We start from the raw sequence: 20,205 nt of genomic DNA on the forward strand, positions 1-20,205 counted from the left end.
AGGCGTACGTCGCGCTGACGTTCACCGCGGCCGCCCGGGCGGGCGGGAAGAAGCGGACCCCGGAGGAGATGGGGCACGACCTCGCGGCCCGGCTGCCCGGGCTGACGCAGACTCTCTCGGCGACCGGTGCGGGGGCGTCGCACCCGCTGTCGGCGCAGGAGCTGTGCGAGACGATCCGCATCGCCTACGACCCGGCCGCGGCGGCGCTGATCGACGAGGCGCACGCGGCGGGCGAGACGCCGGAGCTGTCCTGGTACGGCGTGGGCCCGACGTACGCGGAGGCGACCTACGACGGGTACCTGCACGACTCGGCGCTGTCGGTGACCTGGGGGATGTCCACCGCGCCGCGGGGGACCGTGCAGTCCGGGGTCCTGGCGAAGCTGCTGGCCCCGCACCGGGACGTGGCCCGCAAGCGGGTCACCCTGCTGTACCGCCCGGTCGACGCCGCCCGTGCTGCGGCGATCGTCGAGGCCGACCTGCGGGCGGCGGAGTTCCGCGCGACCTCGAGCGCGAAGCCGGCGGCCCGGGACATTCTCGCCACCCGTGCGGCTGCGGCCACCGCGAGCGAGGAGGCGGCCGGGGCGGGCCTGCTCAACTTCGGGATGCTCGTCACCGCCACGGTGCTCGACCCGGGCAAGGAGGCCGACGCCCGGGCGGCGATCGACGGCCTGTCCGCCACGGCCCGCCTGCGGCTGCGCCTGCTGCGCGGCTCGCAGGACTCCGCCTTCGCCGGCGCCCTCCCGCTGGGCTTGGTGCTGCCCCGCCACCTGCGCGTGCCGGCCGAGATGAGGGACAAGCTGTGAAGCGCACCAAGAACACGGCCAGGCCGCGGGTGCTGCGCCCGGGCATGCGCGGCTGGCTCGGCCGCGGCCGCGGGGAGTCGTTCTACGTCCAGGCCGCGGATGAGTGGCGCGGCACCTCGGTGCAGGTGTGCGGGCTGTGGCCCTTCGCCGTCGGGACCGGCACCCCGATGGTCGGGGTGCCGCTGGGGCGGCACATTCACACCGGGGCCACGCTGTGCTGCGACCCGATCTCCTGGTTCCAGCGGGCCAAGCTCATCTCCAACCCCTCGGCCTTCGTGCTCGGCAAGCCGGGCCTGGGCAAGTCCACCCTGGTGCGCCGCATGGCCACCGGGCTGGCCGGCTACGGGGTGATGCCCCTGGTCCTCGGGGATCTCAAGCCGGACTACGTCGACCTCATCGAGGCTCTGGGCGGGCAGGTCATCACCCTGGGTCGCGGCCGCGGCCACCTCAACGTCCTCGACCCCGGCGAGGCGACCGGCGCCGCCGAGCGGCTGCGCGCGGCGGGCTTTACGAAGGAGGCCGCCCAGGTGCTCGCCGACGCCCACGGGCGCCGGCACACGATGGTCTCCGCGCTGGTGACGATCATGCGCGGCGCCCCGCCGACGGACCGGGAGGAGACGATCCTGGACCGGGCGCTGAAGGTGCTCGACGCCCGCCACCACGGCATCCCCGTGCTGGGGGACCTGCTGCGCGTGATCCAGGACGGCCCCCAGGAGGTCCGCGCCGCGGCGCTGGACCGCGGGGACCAGGGCCGCTACCAGGCCATCACCGAGAACCTCGAGGCCTCCCTCGTCGGCCTCGTCGACGGCGGCCGCCTGGGGGAGACCTTCGCCCGCCCGACCACCAACCCGATGCGCCGGGACCGCCCGGTGGTCTACGACGTCTCCTCGATCGACGACACCGACATGGACCTGCAGGCCGCGACGCTCCTGGCCTGCTGGTCGGCCGGGTTCGGCACCGTGAACGTCGCCAACGCCCTCGCCGACGCCGGCCTGGAGCCGCGCCGGCACTACTTCGTCGTCCTGGACGAGCTCTGGCGCGCGCTGCGCGCCGGGCGCGGCATGGTCGACCGCGTCGACGCCCTGACCCGCCTGAACCGTCAGCGCGGCGTCGGGGTCGCGATGATCTCCCACACCATGTCCGACCTGCTCGCCCTCGCCCACGAGGAGGACCGGATGAAGGCCCGCGGCTTCGTCGAGCGCTCCGGCATGGTCATCTGCGGCGGCCTCCCCGGCGCGGAGATGCCGCAGCTGACCGCCGCGGTCCCGTTCTCCCGCGCCGAGCAGGACCTGCTCACCGGCTGGCAGGACCCGCCCGCCTGGGACCCGGCCGCCGGTCAGGAGGCCGAGCCCCCGGGCCGGGGGAAGTTCCTCGTCAAGGTCGGCGGCCGCCCCGGCATCCCGATCGACGTCCAGCTCACCGAGGTCGAGATGGGCATCCACGACACCAACAAGCGCTGGCACACCGTCTCCCGCATCGGCGCGTTGGAGACGCAGGGGAGTGGTGCGGCGTGAGCACCCCGAACAACCGGCGCCGTGACCCGGGCGGGCTGTCCGGCGAGGCCGTCCTGGTCTGGGTCGGCATCGCCGCCGTGGTCCTGGTCGTCGGTGGCGCCTACGCCGCCGTGCACCTGGGCCACCGCATCGACGTCTCCGGCGCCGTGTGCCGACCGACCCCTTCGGCCTGTTCTTCGGCCTGCTCTCCGGCGACGTCGCCTGGCCGGCCGCCGGCACCGGCGTGGTCGTCGCCCTGGCCGTCCTCCTGATCGCCCTCGCTGTGGGGGTCGTCCTGGTCGCTCGCAGGATCACCGGCAGGCGCACCCGGGTCGACCGCACCGCCGCCTACCTCGGCCGCGGCCGCGACGTCGAGGCCCTGACCCGGAGGCATGCCGCCGCGACCGCGGAGCGGCTCGGGGTCAAGGACTCCCCGGGCGTTCCCATCGGCGTCACCGTCAGCACCCGGCGGCCGCTGTTCGGGTCGTGGGAGGACATGCACCTCGACATCTGGGGCCCGCGCACCGGCAAGACCACCTCGAGGGCCGTGCCCGCGATCCTCGACGCCCCCGGCGCGGTGCTGGTCACCTCGAACAAGCGCGACGTCGTCGACGCCACCCGGGACGTGCGCGCCACGACGGGCCCGGTGTGGGTCTTCGACCCCCAGGCCATCGCCCTGGAGGAACCGGCCTGGTGGTGGAACCCGCTGTCCTACGTCAGCGACGAGGTCAAGGCCGCCCGGCTGGCCGAGCACTTCGCCGCCGGCAGCCGCGACCCCGGCGCCCGCACCGACGCCTACTTCGACCCCGCCGGCCAGGACCTCCTGGCCGGCCTGCTGCTCGCGGCCGCCCTGGACTCCCGGCCGATCACCGACGTCTACACGTGGCTGACCCGGCCCACCGACGACACCGCCGTCGACATCCTCGCCACCCACGGCTTCCGCCTGGTGGCCGACCAGGTCGCCGGCGTGATCAACGCCCCGGAGAAGCAGCGCGGCGGCGTCTACGGCACCGCCCAGCAGATGGCGTCCTGCCTGACCAACCGGGCCGTCGCCGCCTGGGTCACCCCCCAAGGACCGTCGGACCACCGGCCCCACTTCGACCCCGCCGCCTTCGTTCGTGACGGCGGCACGCTCTACAGCCTCTCCAAGGAGGGCCGGGGCACCGCCGGCCCCCTCGTGACCGCCCTGACGGTCGCCGTCGTCGAGGCCGCCGAGGAACTCGCCGTCCACTCACCCGGCGGGCGCCTGACCACCCCCCTGCTAGCCGTGCTCGACGAGGCCGCGAACGTGTGCCGGTGGCGCGAGCTGCCCAACCTCTACAGCCACTACGGCTCCCGCGGCATCGTCATCATGACGATCCTGCAGTCCTGGTCCCAGGGCGCAGACGTCTGGGGTGAGTCCGGCATGAAGAAGCTGTGGTCCGCCGCCAACGTCAAGGTCTACGGCGGCGGCGTCTCCGAGGCCGCCTTCCTCGAGGACCTCTCCCGCATCGTCGGCGACTACGACCGCCAGGCCTCCTCGGTCTCCTACGGCCGCGGGCACCGCAGCGTCTCCCAGCAGCTCCACCGCGAACGCATCCTCGACGTCGCCGACCTCGCCGCCATGCCCAAGGGCCGCGCCCTCGTCCTCGCCTCCGGCTCACGCCCCACGCTCATCCGCACCCAGCCCTGGATGGCCGGCCCGCACGCCGACGCTGTGCGCGCCTCCATCAAGGCCCACGACCCCCAGGCCACCCGCACGATCGTCGAAGCCGAGCGCGAGCTCGCCGTCATCGACCAGGCCCCGGACCCGGTCCCAGCCGCCGCAGGAGAACAGGGATGACCACCGACGTGCTGAACGGCTGGGACGAAGCCGAGGAACTCATCGACGCCCGCACCGAGCAGGCGGGTGGCGATGAGACCGCGCCGGAGGAGCCGACCCTGTACTACGGCTCCGTCGACGAGTTCGTGCGCGAGTACCTGCGCCAGCTCTTCCGCCGTCGCGTCGGCCCCAACACCTCCGCCAAGTGGGCCGCAGAGTGGTGGCGCCACCCCGAGGCCATCGTCCGACTCGAGGCCCTCTGGCGGGCCTGGGAACACCTCCGCCTCGACCCCGCCACCGGCATGAGCGTCTGGCTCCGCGACCACGCCGACTACCACATGGGCGTCCTGCTCTCCCCGGACGGCCCCTTCAAGAAGTCCCAGGACGCCAACCGCGACGGCGAACCACTCCCATACACGGAGCCGCCCGCCGGCATGTTCCCAGACGTCAGTAACCGGAAATGACCTGGTCTAGCTGTTGCGACGCGATCGCGCGCCACCTATCAATCGAGCTTCAGCGGCGGTAGCCCGTCGACAATGTTCATTGTCTCTACGGACACGGTGACGATTCGCTTGACCAGGTCGACGATGTAGCGAGGGTCGCCAGCCACCTTGGCCCAGTCGTTCGGGTCATTCACGATGCCCGAGGACTTGTCGGTCTTGACCTGGTACCGCTCGACGAGCCATTCGATGGCGGAGCGTGAGCCAAGCATGTACCGGTGTGCGCTCTCCGGGATGCCACCGAGGGCGATCTGGGAGTTGTAGACGATCGTCGATCGGTCCTTGTTCTTGCCGGTGCCCTTGAACCGCATCTTGTGGACCCGGTACAGCTCCCAATCGACGCCAGTCCCGCTAACGCGCTCAGTCAGCGGGTACGGCTCGACAGCTTCATATCCGATATGCAGAGTTGCCAGTTCACGACCCGCGCCGACATACGCATGGAAGTCCTCGACGGCGAGGACCTGGGGGACGCGGGGCAGCATCTTTTTAAGGTCGGCCGCGTAGCGCAGCCGGTAGTCCTCAGAGTGAAGCAGTCCGTAGATGTAGTAGAAGATGTCGTCCTTTGTCACGTCGGTCCCGTACCGACCGCGGTAGTCGGCGAGAGCCTTGTCAGTGACGTTGTCGACGCGCTCGTACCCATCGAATTCAACCGCCTTACCTGAGGCTGAAAACAGGTCATCTGCGTCGTCGCGGCGGACGTACGTCCAGCGCGGGAAGTACTGGCCACCGCTGCCCGCACCGGTCAGGTGCAGATCGGGGAGGCGGTCAGTCATGAGTACAGAGAAGGGCACAGCTGAGCCAGCCCCAACCTGGTAAATGCCGACGTTAGGTGTGCGTGGCGTCGGGAAGTACTCCGGAGTGGCACCCGGGAAGTCGATGACCGTCCGATCGAGATAGACGGCCGATTTCTGAAACGGGCGGTAAGCCGCAGTTACGACGCGGTTCTGTGAGGGCTGGGGCAATTGACGCCCTCGTGTAGCGAGCTTCTCCAGAGCGCGGGACCAACTGATCTTCGCCGGATCCCTGTCGAGATTCGACGCCACGACAGATTTGTTGAACGTGTCCACCAGCCGCCCGAGCGATTCGATGACCCGCTGTGAGGAGAAGTTGTAGACCCACGCGTCTCGGTTGGTCTTCAGGCCCCCGGAATGACTCCTGAAGATTGCACCACCAGGACTGGTCTTGTCGCCGAGAGGCTTGAACTGGGCATAGGCGTCGTCTCGCTGGTTGAGCCAGTCACCGTGCGCGTTTGGAGTGATTGTCTGCCAGTCGAGACTTACAAGATCGGACTCATCGAGGATGTGCAGCTTGTCCTCGCGGGTCAAGTAATCACCGATGTCGCGGTAGTGGATTGTTGCCGGTCCCGAGCGGTCGCGCCTACGAACGAGGAGCAGGATGGCGACCGTGTTTCGACTACCGGAGCCGAAGATCTTGCCGCCCTCCCGGCGGGACTGCTCACCGGCGGTGCGTTGGTTGCCGCGAAGGTTATAGACGTAGATGCTGGTGAACTCGTCGGCCAGAGTGAGGCGGAGGCCGTCGGCGGTGTTTGAGTCGATCCAGCCGCCGTTGGTGACGTAGCCGACGACGCCCTCGTCGCCGATGCGGTCAGATGCCCAGCGGATGGCCCTGATGTAGGAGTCGTAGAGGGAGTTCTTGAGGATGGCGGTGGATCGAGCGGCGTATGTCGTCTCGATGTGTTTGTCGAGAGTGGGGTACTTGAGGTTGGCGTTGTTGTCGTTGCCGGACGTCTGTCCCACTGAGTAGGGCGGGTTGCCGATGATGACCCGGATGTCGAGGGCCTTCTGCGCCTCGACCCGAGCATTGTTGGCGGGGAACATGACGGCGTCCATGGTGTCGCCGTCCTCGGTCATCTGGAACGTGTCTGTTAGGACCATGCCGTCGAAGGACACATAACCGGCGGCAGGGTCGGTTTCCTTTAGCAGCCCGTGCAGGGTGGCCTCGACGTTGATGGCGCCGATGTAGTACGCCAGCAAGAGAATCTCGTTGGCGTGGAGCTCCTGGGTGTACTTGCGCAGCAGATCCTCGGCGCGAATGAGGCCGGACTCGAGGAGTCGCACGATGAAGGTGCCGGTGCCGGTGAAGGGGTCGAGGACGTGGACACCCTCGTCGCTGATGGATGCGCCGAACTCAGTCTGGAGGATGGTCTCGACGGATCGGATGATGAAGTCGACGACTTCGGTCGGGGTGTACACGATGCCGAGAGACTCGGCAGTCTTGGGGAACGCGTTTTTGAAGAAGGACTCGTAAAGCTCGGTGATGATCTTCTGCTTGCCAGCGGCGTTCTCGACGCCCGCGGCGCGCAGGCGCACGGACTCGTAGAAGCCCTCGAGCGTAAGGGTCTCCGTCTCGAGGTTCTGCTCGTGCAGGGCGTCGACCATGGTCTGCATGACGCGGCTGACGGGGTTGTGCTCGGTGAACGAGTACCCCTCGAACAGCGCGTCGAAGACCGGCTTGGTGATCAGGTGCTGGGAGAGCATCTCGATCGCGTCGGAGCGGCCGATGGACTCGTTGAGATTGCCCTGGAGACCGGTGAGGAAGGCGTCGAACTGCTCCTGTAGCTCGGGGGAGGGCTGCGCGAGGATGCCGGCGATGCGGGTGGTGTGCTGCTCGGCGATCTGCCGGATGTCGCTGGCCCAGTCCTCCCAGTAACGGCGTGTGCCGACCTTGGCGACGATCTTGGCGTAGATGGCGTCGCGCCACTCCCCGATCGCGGGGAGGTCGAGGACGCTCTGTTCGAACTGCTGGGTTTTCGTCGCCGGCTTGCCGCTCTCGTCGTCGGCGCCCGGGGGCATGTCCGTGAAGATGACCTCCAGGCGCTCGCCCGGCGCCTTGTTAAGGTCGATCTGGTTGATCATGGCGTCGAAGCGTTCGTCGTGGGCTCGCAGGGCCTGCAGGACGTCCCAGACAACCTTGAACCGGCTGCTGGAGAGGGCGGTCTCGGGGTCGAGGCCCGCGGGGACGGCGACGGGGAGGATGATGTAGCCGTACTTCTTGTCCGGGGCCAGGCGCATCACGCGGCCGACAGACTGGATGACGTCGACCTGCGAATTGCGCGGGTTCAGGAACAGCACCGCATCCAGGGCGGGGACATCGACACCCTCGGACAGGCAGCGGGCGTTGGAAAGGATCCGACACGTGTCCGGGGCGGGGGCGGCCCGCAGCCAGTCGAGCTTGTCGTTGCGCATCAGGGCGTTCATGCCGCCGTCGACGTGGTCGACCTCGCACCGCAGCGCCCGGTCCGGGGTGTGGTCGTTCTCGTCGTCGTCGAACGCGGCGTCGAAGTCGTGAGAGGCGATGTAGTGGTCGGTGATCCGGGTGAACTTCTCGGCGAAGCTCTTGGACGCCTCGATGGTGGAGGCGAACGCCACGGCTCGAGTCATGGGCAGGACGTCGTCGCCGAAGCCGAACCCTGACTCGCCGCGCTTGGCGAGGCCGTTCCAGCAGCCGACCATCTTGGCGACCTGATCGAGGCGCAGCTGGAGGTGGTCGTCGGCGAGCTGTGCCTGGAAGGTTTGCGAGATGGCGTCCTCAGCGACTCCGAGGACGAGGACCTTGTAGTCGGTCAGGAGTCCCCGGGAGACGGCCTTGCCGAAGCCGAGGCGGTGGAACTCCGGTCCGTAGAGGGACTCGTCGTCCATGGAGGCGAGGATTGCGTCGGCCTCGCCGGCCTTAACTTTGGTGTTGTCTCCGTACACCCGCGGGGTGGCGGTCATGTACAGGCGCCGTTCACCCAGGATGTAGTCGGCGTCGTGGACCTTGACGAACGCGGACTCGTCAGCGTCGATCAGCGTCACGCCGGTAGTGCGGTGGGCCTCGTCGCAGACGATCAGGTCGAACGGGTCCACGCCGCCCGTAGCCTGAGCCTGAGCGACGACGTCGATGGACTGGTAGGTCGCGAACACCACCCGCATCCGGCCCGGCACCGCGGCCGTTAGCCGCTCGTGGAGGACGTTGGGGTTCGTGGTGGCGGCCAGGGGCAGGTCGACGGAGGAGATGTCCTCAGCGGATGCGGCGGCGGCCATCTTGGACACCTTGGGGTCCGAGCACACTGCGAACGCCTGCAGCTCGACCTCGGCCTCGCCGGTCCACTCCCGTAGGGACTGCGACAGCAGCGCGATGGAGGGGACCAGGAAGAGGACCGAACCGCCGGCGCCGACGACCTGCTCCGCCAGGCGCAGCGAGGTGAATGTCTTCCCGGTTCCGCAGGCCATGATCAGCTTGCCCCGGTCGCGGGACTTGAACCCGTCAATCACATCGGCGATCGCGCTGGTCTGGTGCTGGCGCAGCTGCTTCTTGTCCTTGAGCTCCAGGACCTCCGGGGTGGCCAGGGAGAACTGCGACCAGTCGATGGCCGAGTCAGCGAGGTCCTTGAACCGGATGCGCTGGACCGGGATCTGCTGGCCATGGATCGCCGCCTCGGCGTTGTGCCCCCACCTGTCCGTCGTCGAGACGATGATCCGACGCCGGAACGGGTACTTCCCCGAGGCCGACAGGAACGAGTCGATGTCAGGCTTCTGCAGCGTCCCGCGTGGGTCGTAGAACTTGCACTGAATCGCGACGACGTCGCCGGTGTCGCGCTCCTTTGCCACCAGGTCGATGCCGTGGTCACCCTGACCGTCCCGGCCCGGCCACTCCATCCACGGCCACACCTCGTCGAACTGGTCCGCGTACTGGGGGTCGGTGCGCAGGTACGCCGCCATCAAACGCTCGAACTTCGTCCCCTTGTCTGACTCCGACGTTGCGGAGAAGTACAGCTCATCGAGAATCGCCTCAAGCGTCGACATGGGTCCGATTCTCTCTCACCAGACTTCCCCAAATGGCCGTTCTGATGGACTGAGCCCCTTTGGTCCTCCTGGCCGGTGGCTATCGAGAAGCGCGTCGAGGCTGAGGGAACTGCGTGCCTTCCGGCATCTCCGGCATCTGATCCCAGGTTTCGCCGTCGAGCATGCGTCCGAGGGACTTGGGGTTGCGGCCTCCCCACTGCTTGAAGAAGAACGGCACACCCGCGTGCAGACAGGCGTCGCGGATGCCTCGGGCCCAGCGGATGTCCATCGGCCGGTAGTTCACACCTGACTCGCCGCCCGCGATGACCCAGTCGATTTCGGTCAGGTCGAGCCCGTCGAGGGGCCCGAGCAAGGGTTCGCACGATAGGAACCGCACCGCTGCCGGGACGCGGCGCAGATGGTCTACGCGATGAGCGACGTCCATATCCTCGATCGAGACCCCGAGCCACACGTTTGACGGCCATGGAAGCTGGTCGGCGATGCGCGCCGCTCGCAATGGGCGCTTCGTGAGTACCTGATACGTGTGCTGAGGAGTGTCAACCATGACGTCGAAGACGTCACTGACAAACGAAGTGGGCACCTTCGCATGGAAGAGGTCGCTCATCGAGTTGACGAACACTGTCCGCGGTGAGCGCCACCGTTGAGGTTGGTCTAGCGCTGCAGGATGGATCGTCACAGCGAAGCCCGGACCGGACGTGCGCGGATCACCGTCTTGCTGGTACTTCTCCGCACCCATCGCCTTGAGCCGCTTGGCGAGGGTCAGGGCGTAGCAGTGATCGCAACCTGCCGAAACGCGGTCGCATCCAGTCACCGGATTCCACGTGGCCTGGGTCCACTCAATCCGCGAACGGTCACTCATCGAGGGTTCACAGATCGTTGGGGGGCCACGAGGGGCAGTGTGCCCCATTTCACGAGTCGATCTTCACGGCCGCGCCGTAGTGCGTTGTGAACTCCAGACCGTTGAGGTGCAGGTGGACGAGCTGCTTCTGTACGGCTTGCGGGTCACGGAACTGGTCGTCAACCGCTAGCGCAGTGGCGTAGGCCCTAATCGCGGTCATCAGCTTCGCGTGCATGCCCGTGTCCACGCCGCGGGTCTCAGCGGAAGGCGTGCCGGTGCGCTCGACGATTCGACTGGGATGAACGATCACCGGCACGATCCGTTTGACGCCGGTCAGCGTCTTCTCAGCCCATCGCACAGAGCCGCCGAGCTGGTTGATGTCGCGCTTGGAGATGAGCGCTGCCTCGGCACCGCTCTTGACTTCGATGACGAAATTCGCGCCGTCCGAGTCCGACCAAAGCACATCGCTGCCCACGCCGACCTCCTTCTCGGGCCGCTGACCTGAGAAGCCAAGATGGTCGGCCAGGTCAGACCAGGCCTGCTCGGCCTCCTCCGTCCGCTCGGGGTCCCACGCCAGGTCGGCGATCAGCGCTTCGAGGCGGATTCGCAGTCGCCCGCCGTCGGTGTAGTGGTCGGCGAGGTACTTCGCGGCCGCCTCGGCTTGGCGACGCGTAGGGCGAGAGGGCTTGAACGTTAGGCCAGACACCGGGCGCAGGATCGAGGAGTTGGATGCTGTGGCGCCCGCCAACATGGCCTGTGCGCGTGCCGGGTCGGTGGCGTGCCGGTACGCCGCAGCCTTCTCGGTGAGCCAGCCGGCCAGCCGGTCATCCTTCATCAGATGCCGAGCGGCGTTTACCGCGGCGTCCGCGGCGTTCGCCGCGGTTTCCCGGTCACCACGCACTGCGGCGTCGTACGCCGCACGCTGGTGAACCGCCGTAGGGATCAGTGGGACGGTCTCGTAGGTGACGTCAAGAAGAGCTCTGCGCGCCGCGGACTTGAAGTCTTCGGCGCCCTCAGTAACTTTGCGGATCAGATCGACCACTCCGTCGACCGTCACGTCACGCCGACCCTCGAGACTGCGGGCGACCTGCCGAGAGAGCTCAAGCTGTGCCCGCGTCCCCGGCGAGAGCCGACCAGGCACATCCGGGCGGGAAATCAGATCGACGAGATGCCGATCCATGACGAGGACGGCGCATCTGTCTTCGCGCGAACGGACACCTCGACCCATGCCCTGCTCAAAGCGCTGGACCTGTCGGGTGATGATCGTGTTCGAGTCGCGAAGCGCAGTCGCCTCGCGACGTTCCGAGCCGGACGCTGCCTGAGGCAGCCCATCGATGACGAGAACACGACACGCGTCGTCCTTTAGGTCGATTCCGTCGTACTGGTTCACGATGACGACGAGCCCCACGGGACCGGCCTGGAGTCTGGTAACGGCGGCGGCGATCTCCTCGGACGTCGAGACGGTCGCGTTTGCGACCTCGCTCCACTCTCGGGCACGCTGCCAGCTCGGGACGAGAACAACGACATTGTCGGTAACGGCGATTGAGGCGATTGCGGTCCGCAGTTCGTGGTCGGACAGGTCGGGGACGAGCTCTTGGGGCACGAGGACGAGGCGGTCGCCAAGGTCAGCGGCGGAGTCGGGGACGATGGGCGTAGCGACACTCTCGGCGTCCGCGGCGAAGTGGGTGATGAGCGCAGAGTCGTTGGCGAGGGTTGCGGTCATGTAGATGCGCCGTTTGGCTTCAACGAAGCTCGGGAACTCCTGGATCGGCGGCAGCGGAGGGGAAATTTGGATCCCATCGCCTGTTAACGTCGCCTCGCACAGTGCCAGGTGCTCTTTGAGAAGGGGCCAGACCCACTCGAGCGTCGACGTGCTCCGCAGAGGGTGGAGCAACTTGAGGACGTCCTCCGCCTTGTCCTGCCACGACCAGAAGGGGATGCGCATGAAGCGCCCCCGCTCGCCCGCTTTGATATCCAGCAGCGTCGGCGCACTCTGGTTATTCAGGTCGCCCTCGAACAGCTGCATCAGCGGCTCGTACGCGGCATCGGCAGGCGGAATCACGATCCGGCTCAGTTCCTCGAGCCGGGTGATGGCCGAGTGGGCATCGTCGATGACAATCGTTCCGACCTGGATGTGTGAGTCAGCGTCGGCGAGCCCGAACCTTGTCTTGCCGTTGAACATGACCTGCAGTGACGTGATGCAGATTGCTTCGCACGAGCGGAACTTGCCGCTACGTGGGTCAGTGACGACGGGGAGGCCTAGCACGCGCGCTTCGAGCGCGGCACGTTCGGCAAGTTGAGGAGTCGGGGCCAGGTAGAGCGCGGGCCCGGCAGCGTCGTGCAGGCTGACCTGCAGGATGAGCAGACCGACGATGGTCTTGCCGGTGCCGGTGTTCATCTTGATGACGAGGTCGCTCTCGTCCCGGCGTGGCGACCACCGCTCCAGGACTGTGGCCTGAACCTGGCGCAGGTACCCCAGACCTGGTTGCTTGCTCGGCAGCGCGTCGAATAGCGCGGCGGGTTCCTGGATGACGCTCAAGTTGGTGCCGGAGGAGATGGTGCTGAAATCGAAGTCCATACTTATCCTCCGCTGTTGAGGCCGGCTTTGGTCAGCCGTACGTTTCCGCCGAGCCGCACGTGGCCATCGGCTCCGTCACCGATGGCGAGCTTCTTGTCAACGAGCTTGTCGAGCTCCGGCTTGACCTGGCTCTCCTTGTAGACCGTGCGGTACAGCGCAAACCGGCGCAGGTCGCCGACGCTGGCGGTGTGCTCCGGCTGGTTGCGTAGGTACAGCAGCAGCTCACGGCGCAGCGGCTCGGTCAAGGGGTCCAGCGTGACGTCGAGCAACTGCTGGTTGGGGTCGGCGGGGTCGCGGTACTGCACGCCGTAGATCGGGTCGACCTCCCACATCGCCTCCTTCATTTTCTGCAGGCCACGCACGTGTGTGGTGCCGAAGACGAGGAACAGCGAGTGCCCGCGGGTGTTGACAAGCTCGAAAGTCAGCACGAATGGGAACCCGACGTCCTGGAGCACGGCGCGATACTTGTCGACGACCCACTGCGCCTTGGCGGACTGGGGCTGCTCATCGACGCGGCGCCAATCAGGGTCACCAAACACGGTGTCGCCGTGACGGATCTTGTCCGTCTTTGCCCAGCGGACGAAGTACTGCGGTTCGAAGGTGATGATCACTTCGCTGGAAGGATTCCGCGCGATTCTGCGCACGAGGTCGAGCTTCACGCTACCGCCGAACGTATCGAGCACGACGAGCATCGGCCGTCCCCACGCATTGTGCGCCGTCAGAAGTTCGGTGAGCGCGGGGTCGTAGTCGCCTGGCTCGACGGCCAGGTCGATCCCGTACCGGGCCAGCTCGCTGAGCGGGACGGGCTTCGCGGCCTTCTCCAGCTGCTCGCGCAGTCGCTCGGCCCGCTTCAGGTTCCCCTCCACGAACAGGAAGCGCAGGTCGCGTGCGCGCGTCCGAAGCGTTGGGTCCTTGATCAAGGTCTCCAAGGCAATGACCGGCGAACCGGGTTCACCCCCGGTATAGACGCCTGGGCCGGAGAAGCCCTCGGCGTAGGTCACATCACCCCTCCAGCTGTGAATCATGATCGGCATCCACTTGCTTAAGTACTGCCTGTAAACCTGGTGCTTGGCGAGCGTGTGCGGTTCGGCCGGCCAGATGACGTCTTCCCCCCCGGTCGCACCTTTAGCCATCCGCGCTACCCCCACGTCCCTTGTAAATTCATGGCCACCCTAACGACCGAGGTGGCGCCGTCGTCAGCAATTCGGAGGGCAAATGTCCGTCTAGCCAGCGCTACGTATGCGGCGCACGAGACCACTCCTCTTCGTATGGGCAACAGCGCGGCATGGGAACGGAAGATTCCGGAGGGCCGATACCGGTCCGAGGACATCGAATCGAATAGCAGCGCGAAGGCAGGTCGGAGTTCCTTTGCGGATCGCTGCGTTGAATGCCTGTGGGCTTGTCACCGGAGAGTTCCCGCGATGTGTCGGCTAGAACGTCTGTTAGAGCGGCGGTCAGTCGCTCGAGGTCGGGGAGGTCTTGGCGCTGCTTTGGGATGAGAGTGTCGTATGTCGCCACGGCGAGGGGAGCGCTGGCACTGGCGAGGGCGTAACGGAACCACCTGCTCGTCTCGGCCGGTGCACAGCAGCAGCCCGACGGGGGCGCGTGGATGGCGTGGTCGCGGACCCGGTCGTCGACAACGGCGACGCAGGTACCGAGCTGTCCGACGTAGGCGGGGGAGAAGCGGCCGATCTTGAGCTCGACGACGCCGTAGCGCAGCGCTGGGTGACGTGGAAGAGGAGCAGGTCGACGACGAGCACGTCGTCGCCGACGTCAAGGCGGACCTGCCGGCCGACGAACGCCATTCCGTGCCCGAAGGCGGTGAGCATGCCCTGCAGGCGGTCGTTCAGGGTTTGTTCGAGGGCGCGCTCGTTCGCGCGTTCGGTCAGATCGAGGTGGTCGAAGATGTAGGGTCGCGGGTCAGCTGCTGCGCGAGCTCGGAGTCGGGGGCCGGCAGGTGGCTGTGGAAGTTCGAGGGAGCCGTGCCGACGCGGGCGTGGAGCTGGGCCATGACCTGGTGCTCGAGGACGTTGCGGGACCAGCCGTGCTCGACGGTCTGGGCGGCGTACCAGTCCCGGAGTGAGGGCTCGTCGAGTCGCTCGAGCAGCACGGTGAGGTGGCGCCACCGGAGTTGTGCACCAAGCTGGTGCATAAATGCCGGGTCGGGCCAGGCCGCGGCGAACGCGCGCATGTACTGAAGGTTGCGCCGTGACCATCGGCGCTAGTTGGGGAAAGCGGTGCGGAGGTCGTGCGCCAGGCGTTCGACGATCTTCGCGCCCCACCCCGGCCTACTTCTGCCGCTGCAGGATGTCCCGGCCGATCGACCAGCACAGGCCCAGCAGCTCGGTGTTCGCTGCCCGTACGGCGCGTACTCGGCCCTTCAAGAAGTCCCAGAACGAGAACCGCGACGGCGAACCACTGCCGTGCACCGCGCCACCGGCCGGGCTGTTCTCCGATGAACGCAGCTGACTCCAGCTTTCGGGCGCACCTAGCGGTAGCGCCATCGGGGCGATGGCTTCCTGACGATCTGATCGATGTCAGAGCGAGGCCGTAGCGTGCCCGTCAGCTACGTCGCCTGACTGAGAGGAGCCGAAGATGACTGACAAGCTCAACGACCGGTGGGCCGACCGGGACTTTCTCGTCCTTCGCACGGCCGCGGAGAAGTTGGAGGCGGGTGCTCGTGCCGTGACCACTCAGGACCTGGCGGTGGCGACTGGCCTCGAGCACAGCGACGTTGTGCTGGCTCTCTCCGGCCTGACCGATGTCTATGTCACGGCCAGTGATGCGAGCAGCTACGGGGGAAAGGACTTCCTGGTCCATGGCCTTACTGAGCGTGGACGTCGCACTGTGGGGATCTGGCCCGAGGGTGAGCAGATAGGGGCGTTGGTCGATGCGCTGCGTCAGGCCGAAGCGACTGTTGACGACCCGGAGGAGCGAAGCGCCCTTCGCCGTGCAGCGGGGGCCCTGGCGTCGATCTCCCGTGAGGTCATGACAGATGTGGTGTCCGCGATGGCACGCGCACAGGTGGGCCTGTAAGGCATTGCCCTCCGCTCCTACCTATCCCTTTGGGCTTTGACCCCACCTACCGGCGTTTGTGCGCCTTTGTGCCGGTGTGGGTGCACCTCGCCGGTACGTGGGGAGACGGAGTGTGGACTTGGCCGTGCCGCTGGTGGCTGGTCTAGCGTCGGTCGAGGTGGTCACGGCGCGTGCACATGTGCACTCGAAGGCAGACGGATGAGGCTTCACAGTGAGTGAGACGGACGACGCCCCCTGGTTCGATGCGCAGACCGTCCGGGAGGAAATGATCCTCTTGCGCCGCCAGCTCGAACACCCGGTAGAAGTGCCCACAACGCCCTTGCTACGTGACTACGCGGAACACCTTGGCTACGTGATACTCATAGCCGCAGAGGTCGAGATCATCTTCGGCGGCTTGGTCGGTCTTCTCAAAGGCGGCTCCACCGGCATCGACATATCAGTTTGGGGCTTCTCTGGAAGACGCCTCACGAAGGAACTTCGACGTGTCGCTCCGGACAACCCGAAGATGCTGTCGCTCGCAGATGCCTACGAGCACTTGCACGAAATCAGGAACCAGCTAGTTCACTCGATACGGGCAGAGACCGAGGGCGTAGATGCCTTTGCCGTGTCGCTGCGGCCACCACTTGGAAGCGAGGGGACTGCGGACCCGGAGAGCATGCCGGTGATGAGGCGGCTCATCACCGTGCCGGACCTCGTCGACATGCACCTGCAGTGGCAGGACCTGCGCTGGCAGTTGGCCGAGGAGTTCAAGGCGGCCCGACTTAGGGCACAGGCAGAGGTGGACAACACTCAGTAGCGCATCACGACGACGACGATGGCGGAGCTAGCGGGGCATTGGCGGGCGCAGAGATTCCCGTGCCTTCAGACCACCCGCCGAGGAATACATGACTGTCGAAGTGAGACAGTCCCCAAGGCGACGGGTGCAGCAGGTCGGCGTCGCTAACTATTTGTCGTTTTTCGGGCGCCCAGGCCACGAAAGGCTCATCCGAAGGAATGACCATTTTCATCTCGTCCAATGCCGGATCACTATCCGTAACCGCGGTGACCGACTCCGGCTTCATAAGCGGGTGCCGGATGCAGGTTGCAGGGACCGGAATCTCGGTGTCGGCAATGGGGAGCGTCATAGCCGGCATCATGATCACCTGTGGGACAACACCCGCTGGCGAAGTGGCGGGCAGAGCGCCTGATCGGAACGGAACCACCTGCCCCTCCCAAAGCAGCCGGGTGCGGCGCAACAGTGCACGGTCAGCACTGTTGTACTCGCCGGTCAGCGGTCGAAGGGCACGGCGCGTGATGTTCTCGATAACGACAAGGTCGTAGAAGGTGTCGATGGAAATGTCGATGAACGCCTTCTCCTCAGACCCAGGGGAGGGCGGCAGGTTGAGGGTGAAGAAGTTCTCGCCGCCTGCAATGTTGAAGCTCATATGACGGCTCGTCGACATCTCGCGGGCGAGCATCGCCTCGGCAAGCTTCATCCGGTTGGAAGAAGCACGCGAGGTGACGCCCTCGAAGCGGCCGTCTGTTATCTCGTCATCCTTGACGCCGAAGGACACCTCGAAGGTCACAGCGCCCCCCACGAGAACCTCCCAGTGCAGCCTCCCGTTGTGCTCACCGCGCCGAGACACAGCAGCCTCGTACTCGCCAACCGTTGAGCCGTCATCTGCGGTCAGCACGACCTGGACTTGGTTAGCTTGCGTTTGCCGCAAAAGCTCCGTGACCGTGAAGGGGCGGAAGCCTTCGGGGAGTTCCTGAATCGCTATGTCGAGTCCAGGCATGGGCGAATCGACGGGAGCGACGAACGCCACGCCCTCTTCCACGAGTTCATCCACGCCGACGACAACAGCCTCAGTGAGCGAGTCTTCAGCTAGGTCGATCACCCCGAGTTCATGCAACGCCATCACTAGATCCATGGTCTTCAGAGTGAGCGCCACCGCGTGAGCGAAGTAGGTCACAGCCGCGGAGTAGCGTTCCTTTACCGGGAACAGGAGGCCATCGCTCTTACGGCCACGCGTATCGACATGGACCAGGTCCCCGTAGAGCCACGCGGCAGCGAGCTGAGTATCGGAAACCTGAGGGGTGCTCTCTGAGCCGTCAATTTTCGAGGACTGCACAGCAAAACGCATGACAGTGGTGCCATCGACATCGAGCCTGGACCAGTCCCGCCGTAACTCGGCAAGCCCAACCAGAATATTCTCGGGCACCGCCGACTCTGTTGCGTCGATGCCGGCCTGTATCGCGTCAAGAACTCTGCCGTAATGGACGGACTCGCTCTTGACCAACACAGGGCGTACGCGTGCCGCTAGCGACTCGAAGACCTCCTCGTTCGGCAGTGCACGACGCATCTGCATCGTGCCGTCTAACTGGATATGGCCCCTGAGCGCGAACTCGCTCAGAGACACCAGGGCCTGCCGGTCTCTCGCGAGTGAGTGTGCCTCGATGCGCCGCGCACGCAGCACGAAACGGTCGAGGGTCCTCCGATGGTCGCTCACGTTTGCAAGTCTGCCAGCGGCTACTGACGTCCGGGACACTGCCACAGCTAGCTCCGGCGACGACTCTTTAGTCGCTGGTCGCCCAGATGAGCCCGAGGAGGCGGAAGGCCTCTGCCACGTCCGGGTCCTCCGGTGTGAGTCGATGATGCTCGATCCTGGCGAGGACGGGGCTGACAGCGGGATCCTCGGCGCGCTCGAAGATGGCCCAGAGTGTGAGGTCGTCGCCGTGGCGAGAGGAGAAGGCGATTCCGTTGACATCGGTCGTTGCGTGCAGGTGCGTGGCCACGGCTTGGGTGAGCGCGCGGGGTTGGCCGTTCTTGAGTGCGGCGGCGTCGAAGTCGTGCAGTCTCAGCTGGTGCGCCAGGGCGACAAACCGTGGCCGTAGGGCTGCGATCGACTCCGCGTTGGTGACGGCGCAGAAGCGACCGGTCATCGTCGCGGTGGCTGCGGACCGGGGCTCGAGCCACGAGTAGGGGACCTCGCCGGGCCGCGCGGTTGGGAACAGTGCGGCGTCCTCTCCGTCCTCCTCGATCTCGGCGAGCTCGAGCGCGAGGGTGGGGTCGGGCCGGAAGCCCGCCAGTACCTCGAGGAGACATGCCAGCAGGGTGGAGCCGGCGTAGACGGTCCGGAAGTTGCCCTGCCGGTCATCCCAGCGCCCGCCGAACCGCCCATCGGCACCCGCCCATTCCCAGCCCGACCAGGCCCAGGGCTCGGGCGCGAACCCCACCCTCCAGACTCGCTGGTTCGTCTCCAGGATCTTCAACTGTGCCGGAGTCACCAGCTGAGTCACCCGGCCGCGGCGAACGCGCGTGCGGCGGCCAGGACGCCAGGGCCGACCTGCTCAAGATCGCCTTCCCGCAGCAGGCGCGCCGGCGCGACGTCATCGAGACGCGGATTCATTCCCTGGAACCATGCCTGGACGACGCCGGGCGCGTCCTTCTCCCGCAGCAATGCCGCGATCCGGTACGCCATCCGCAGGCGGTTGAGAACGTCGGTCGACGGCGTGCGCGGATCGTCGGCGGCGGCCCACTGCCGCACGGCACGAGTCTCCTGGACCGATCCCAGGTAGGCGACCAGCTTGGCACCCAGCAGGTCGCGCAGCCGACTGACCAGCTCCGGCGGGGCCAGCCGGAGCGACTCCTCGTAGGCGCGCAGGTCACCTCGGGCAACGGTCGCCTGATTGCTCATGCACCCAAGTGTCGCACAGTCACTGCACAGATCCAAGGGTCTGTCACAGAACGATCACACCCGGAAACCCACCGCCGATAACGGCCGTTATGTCACTTTTCGTGCGGTCGCACGATTTCTGCCACTGCCCCACTGTCGAGTCCCGTTGGAGGTGCCTCGCTCGGACGTTCTCAAGCGAAGCGAGGCATGATCGTGCCGGTCCCGACGACATAGATGAGCACCCCGACGATGCCGGTGGCGGCGATCCCGATCGCCGCTCCGGCCAGCGCTTTTCCGGTCGGCCGCCGCATTGCGACGAGCCCCAGAACGAGGGCAAGGATGTCAAGGACCAGCACCATCCCCAGGGTGACGACCGGGAAGGTGTAGACGCTGCCGTACTCGGAGGCGGACACCGCCCGGCGCATCGCCCACGGCGTCACCACCACCGACACCCAGACGAGCACGGTCGCTAGCACCGCGGTCACCAGCGCCGCCCACGCGACACCGGAGCGCTGGGTCGGGCTCGACGGCGCCTCCAGCGGTGCGTCCCTGTGTGTCTGCGGGTTTGCCGGCTCTTCGCAGTTGACGGTGTAGCGGTGGTGGGCGCGTCGGTCGCCGGATAGGGGTCGAGGTCTTCCGATGATGGGAGTTCTGACGCTGCCCATCTGGAAGACCTCGACGTGCCCGACGCTACC

15 protein-coding genes and 2 pseudogenes are annotated in these 20,205 nt (G+C 66.6%); 6 read left to right on the forward strand and 11 right to left on the reverse strand.

Going from position 1 to position 20,205, the window contains the following annotated elements; all coding sequences use genetic code 11:
• The 4 genes and pseudogenes from ABD774_RS20265 to ABD774_RS20280 form a co-directional block, all read left to right on the forward strand.
• On the forward strand, positions 1-803 hold an 803-nt coding region (locus ABD774_RS20265; RefSeq protein ID WP_345045262.1), incomplete at its 5' end, for an SCO6880 family protein.
• Between the two features lie 44 nt (positions 804-847).
• A complete protein-coding gene (locus tag ABD774_RS20270; RefSeq protein WP_345045294.1) occupies positions 848-2,317 on the forward strand; it encodes an ATP/GTP-binding protein in 1,470 nt (489 codons plus the stop codon).
• Positions 2,314-4,118: pseudogene (locus ABD774_RS20275) on the forward strand (type IV secretory system conjugative DNA transfer family protein). Before ABD774_RS20270 ends, ABD774_RS20275 begins: the two are co-directional and overlap by 4 nt.
• The gene (locus tag ABD774_RS20280; RefSeq protein WP_345045267.1) at positions 4,115-4,561 is read left to right on the forward strand and encodes a DUF4913 domain-containing protein; all 447 of its coding nucleotides are present in this window, start codon (positions 4,115-4,117) and stop codon (positions 4,559-4,561) included. Before ABD774_RS20275 ends, ABD774_RS20280 begins: the two are co-directional and overlap by 4 nt.
• A gap of 38 nt (positions 4,562-4,599) precedes the next feature.
• On the opposite strand, the gene ABD774_RS20285 is transcribed toward ABD774_RS20280, so the two are convergent.
• From ABD774_RS20285 to ABD774_RS20305, 7 genes and pseudogenes are all read right to left on the reverse strand, one after another.
• Complete coding sequence (locus ABD774_RS20285; protein WP_345045270.1) at positions 4,600-9,402, reverse strand: DEAD/DEAH box helicase; 4,803 nt, start codon at positions 9,400-9,402, stop codon at positions 4,600-4,602.
• Positions 9,403-9,481: 79 nt separating this feature from the next.
• Positions 9,482-10,261 carry a DUF5131 family protein gene (locus ABD774_RS20290; RefSeq protein ID WP_345045272.1) on the reverse strand — a complete coding sequence of 260 codons (780 nt, stop codon included), beginning with the start codon at positions 10,259-10,261 and terminating at the stop codon, positions 9,482-9,484.
• A gap of 49 nt (positions 10,262-10,310) precedes the next feature.
• On the reverse strand, positions 10,311-12,818 hold the full coding sequence (locus ABD774_RS20295) for a helicase C-terminal domain-containing protein (RefSeq protein WP_345045274.1): 2,508 nt from the start codon (positions 12,816-12,818) through the stop codon (positions 10,311-10,313).
• A 2-nt stretch (positions 12,819-12,820) separates the two neighbouring features.
• Positions 12,821-13,951 carry a three-Cys-motif partner protein TcmP gene (locus ABD774_RS20300; protein WP_345045276.1) on the reverse strand — a complete coding sequence of 377 codons (1,131 nt, stop codon included), beginning with the start codon at positions 13,949-13,951 and terminating at the stop codon, positions 12,821-12,823.
• A gap of 100 nt (positions 13,952-14,051) precedes the next feature.
• The gene (locus ABD774_RS21765) at positions 14,052-14,537 is read right to left on the reverse strand and encodes a PDDEXK nuclease domain-containing protein (protein ID WP_425554618.1); all 486 of its coding nucleotides are present in this window, start codon (positions 14,535-14,537) and stop codon (positions 14,052-14,054) included.
• A gap of 53 nt (positions 14,538-14,590) precedes the next feature.
• A pseudogene (locus ABD774_RS21770) lies at positions 14,591-14,725 on the reverse strand (PDDEXK nuclease domain-containing protein); the annotation flags it as partial.
• Positions 14,704-15,009, reverse strand: a complete 306-nt coding sequence (locus ABD774_RS20305; protein ID WP_425554617.1) for a DUF1016 N-terminal domain-containing protein — start codon at positions 15,007-15,009, stop codon at positions 14,704-14,706. The pseudogene ABD774_RS21770 and the gene ABD774_RS20305, both read right to left, overlap by 22 nt.
• 404 nt (positions 15,010-15,413) lie before the next feature.
• Here ABD774_RS20305 and ABD774_RS20310 point away from each other — a divergent pair, with 404 nt between their 5' ends.
• Positions 15,414-15,854: a hypothetical protein gene (locus ABD774_RS20310; protein WP_345045279.1), complete on the forward strand. Its 441-nt coding sequence runs from the start codon at positions 15,414-15,416 to the stop codon at positions 15,852-15,854.
• 211 nt (positions 15,855-16,065) lie between these two features.
• Positions 16,066-16,650, forward strand: a complete 585-nt coding sequence (locus tag ABD774_RS20315) for a hypothetical protein (RefSeq protein WP_345045281.1) — start codon at positions 16,066-16,068, stop codon at positions 16,648-16,650.
• Between the two features lie 4 nt (positions 16,651-16,654).
• Here the strand turns inward: ABD774_RS20315 and ABD774_RS20320 are convergent, their stop codons facing one another.
• From ABD774_RS20320 to ABD774_RS20335, 4 genes are all read right to left on the reverse strand, one after another.
• Complete coding sequence (locus ABD774_RS20320) at positions 16,655-18,343, reverse strand: hypothetical protein (protein WP_345045284.1); 1,689 nt, start codon at positions 18,341-18,343, stop codon at positions 16,655-16,657.
• A gap of 67 nt (positions 18,344-18,410) precedes the next feature.
• Positions 18,411-19,070, reverse strand: a complete 660-nt coding sequence (locus tag ABD774_RS20325; protein ID WP_345045287.1) for an RES domain-containing protein — start codon at positions 19,068-19,070, stop codon at positions 18,411-18,413.
• A gap of 59 nt (positions 19,071-19,129) precedes the next feature.
• Positions 19,130-19,531, reverse strand: a complete 402-nt coding sequence (locus ABD774_RS20330) for a hypothetical protein (protein WP_345045289.1) — start codon at positions 19,529-19,531, stop codon at positions 19,130-19,132.
• Between the two features lie 170 nt (positions 19,532-19,701).
• Positions 19,702-20,205: hypothetical protein (locus ABD774_RS20335; RefSeq protein ID WP_345045291.1), on the reverse strand; the 504-nt coding region annotated here is incomplete at its 5' end.

Origin of the sequence: Georgenia daeguensis, from assembly GCF_039537705.1 — a bacterium.
In the GTDB taxonomy this organism is placed as follows: Bacteria; Actinomycetota; Actinomycetes; order Actinomycetales; family Actinomycetaceae; genus Georgenia; species Georgenia daeguensis.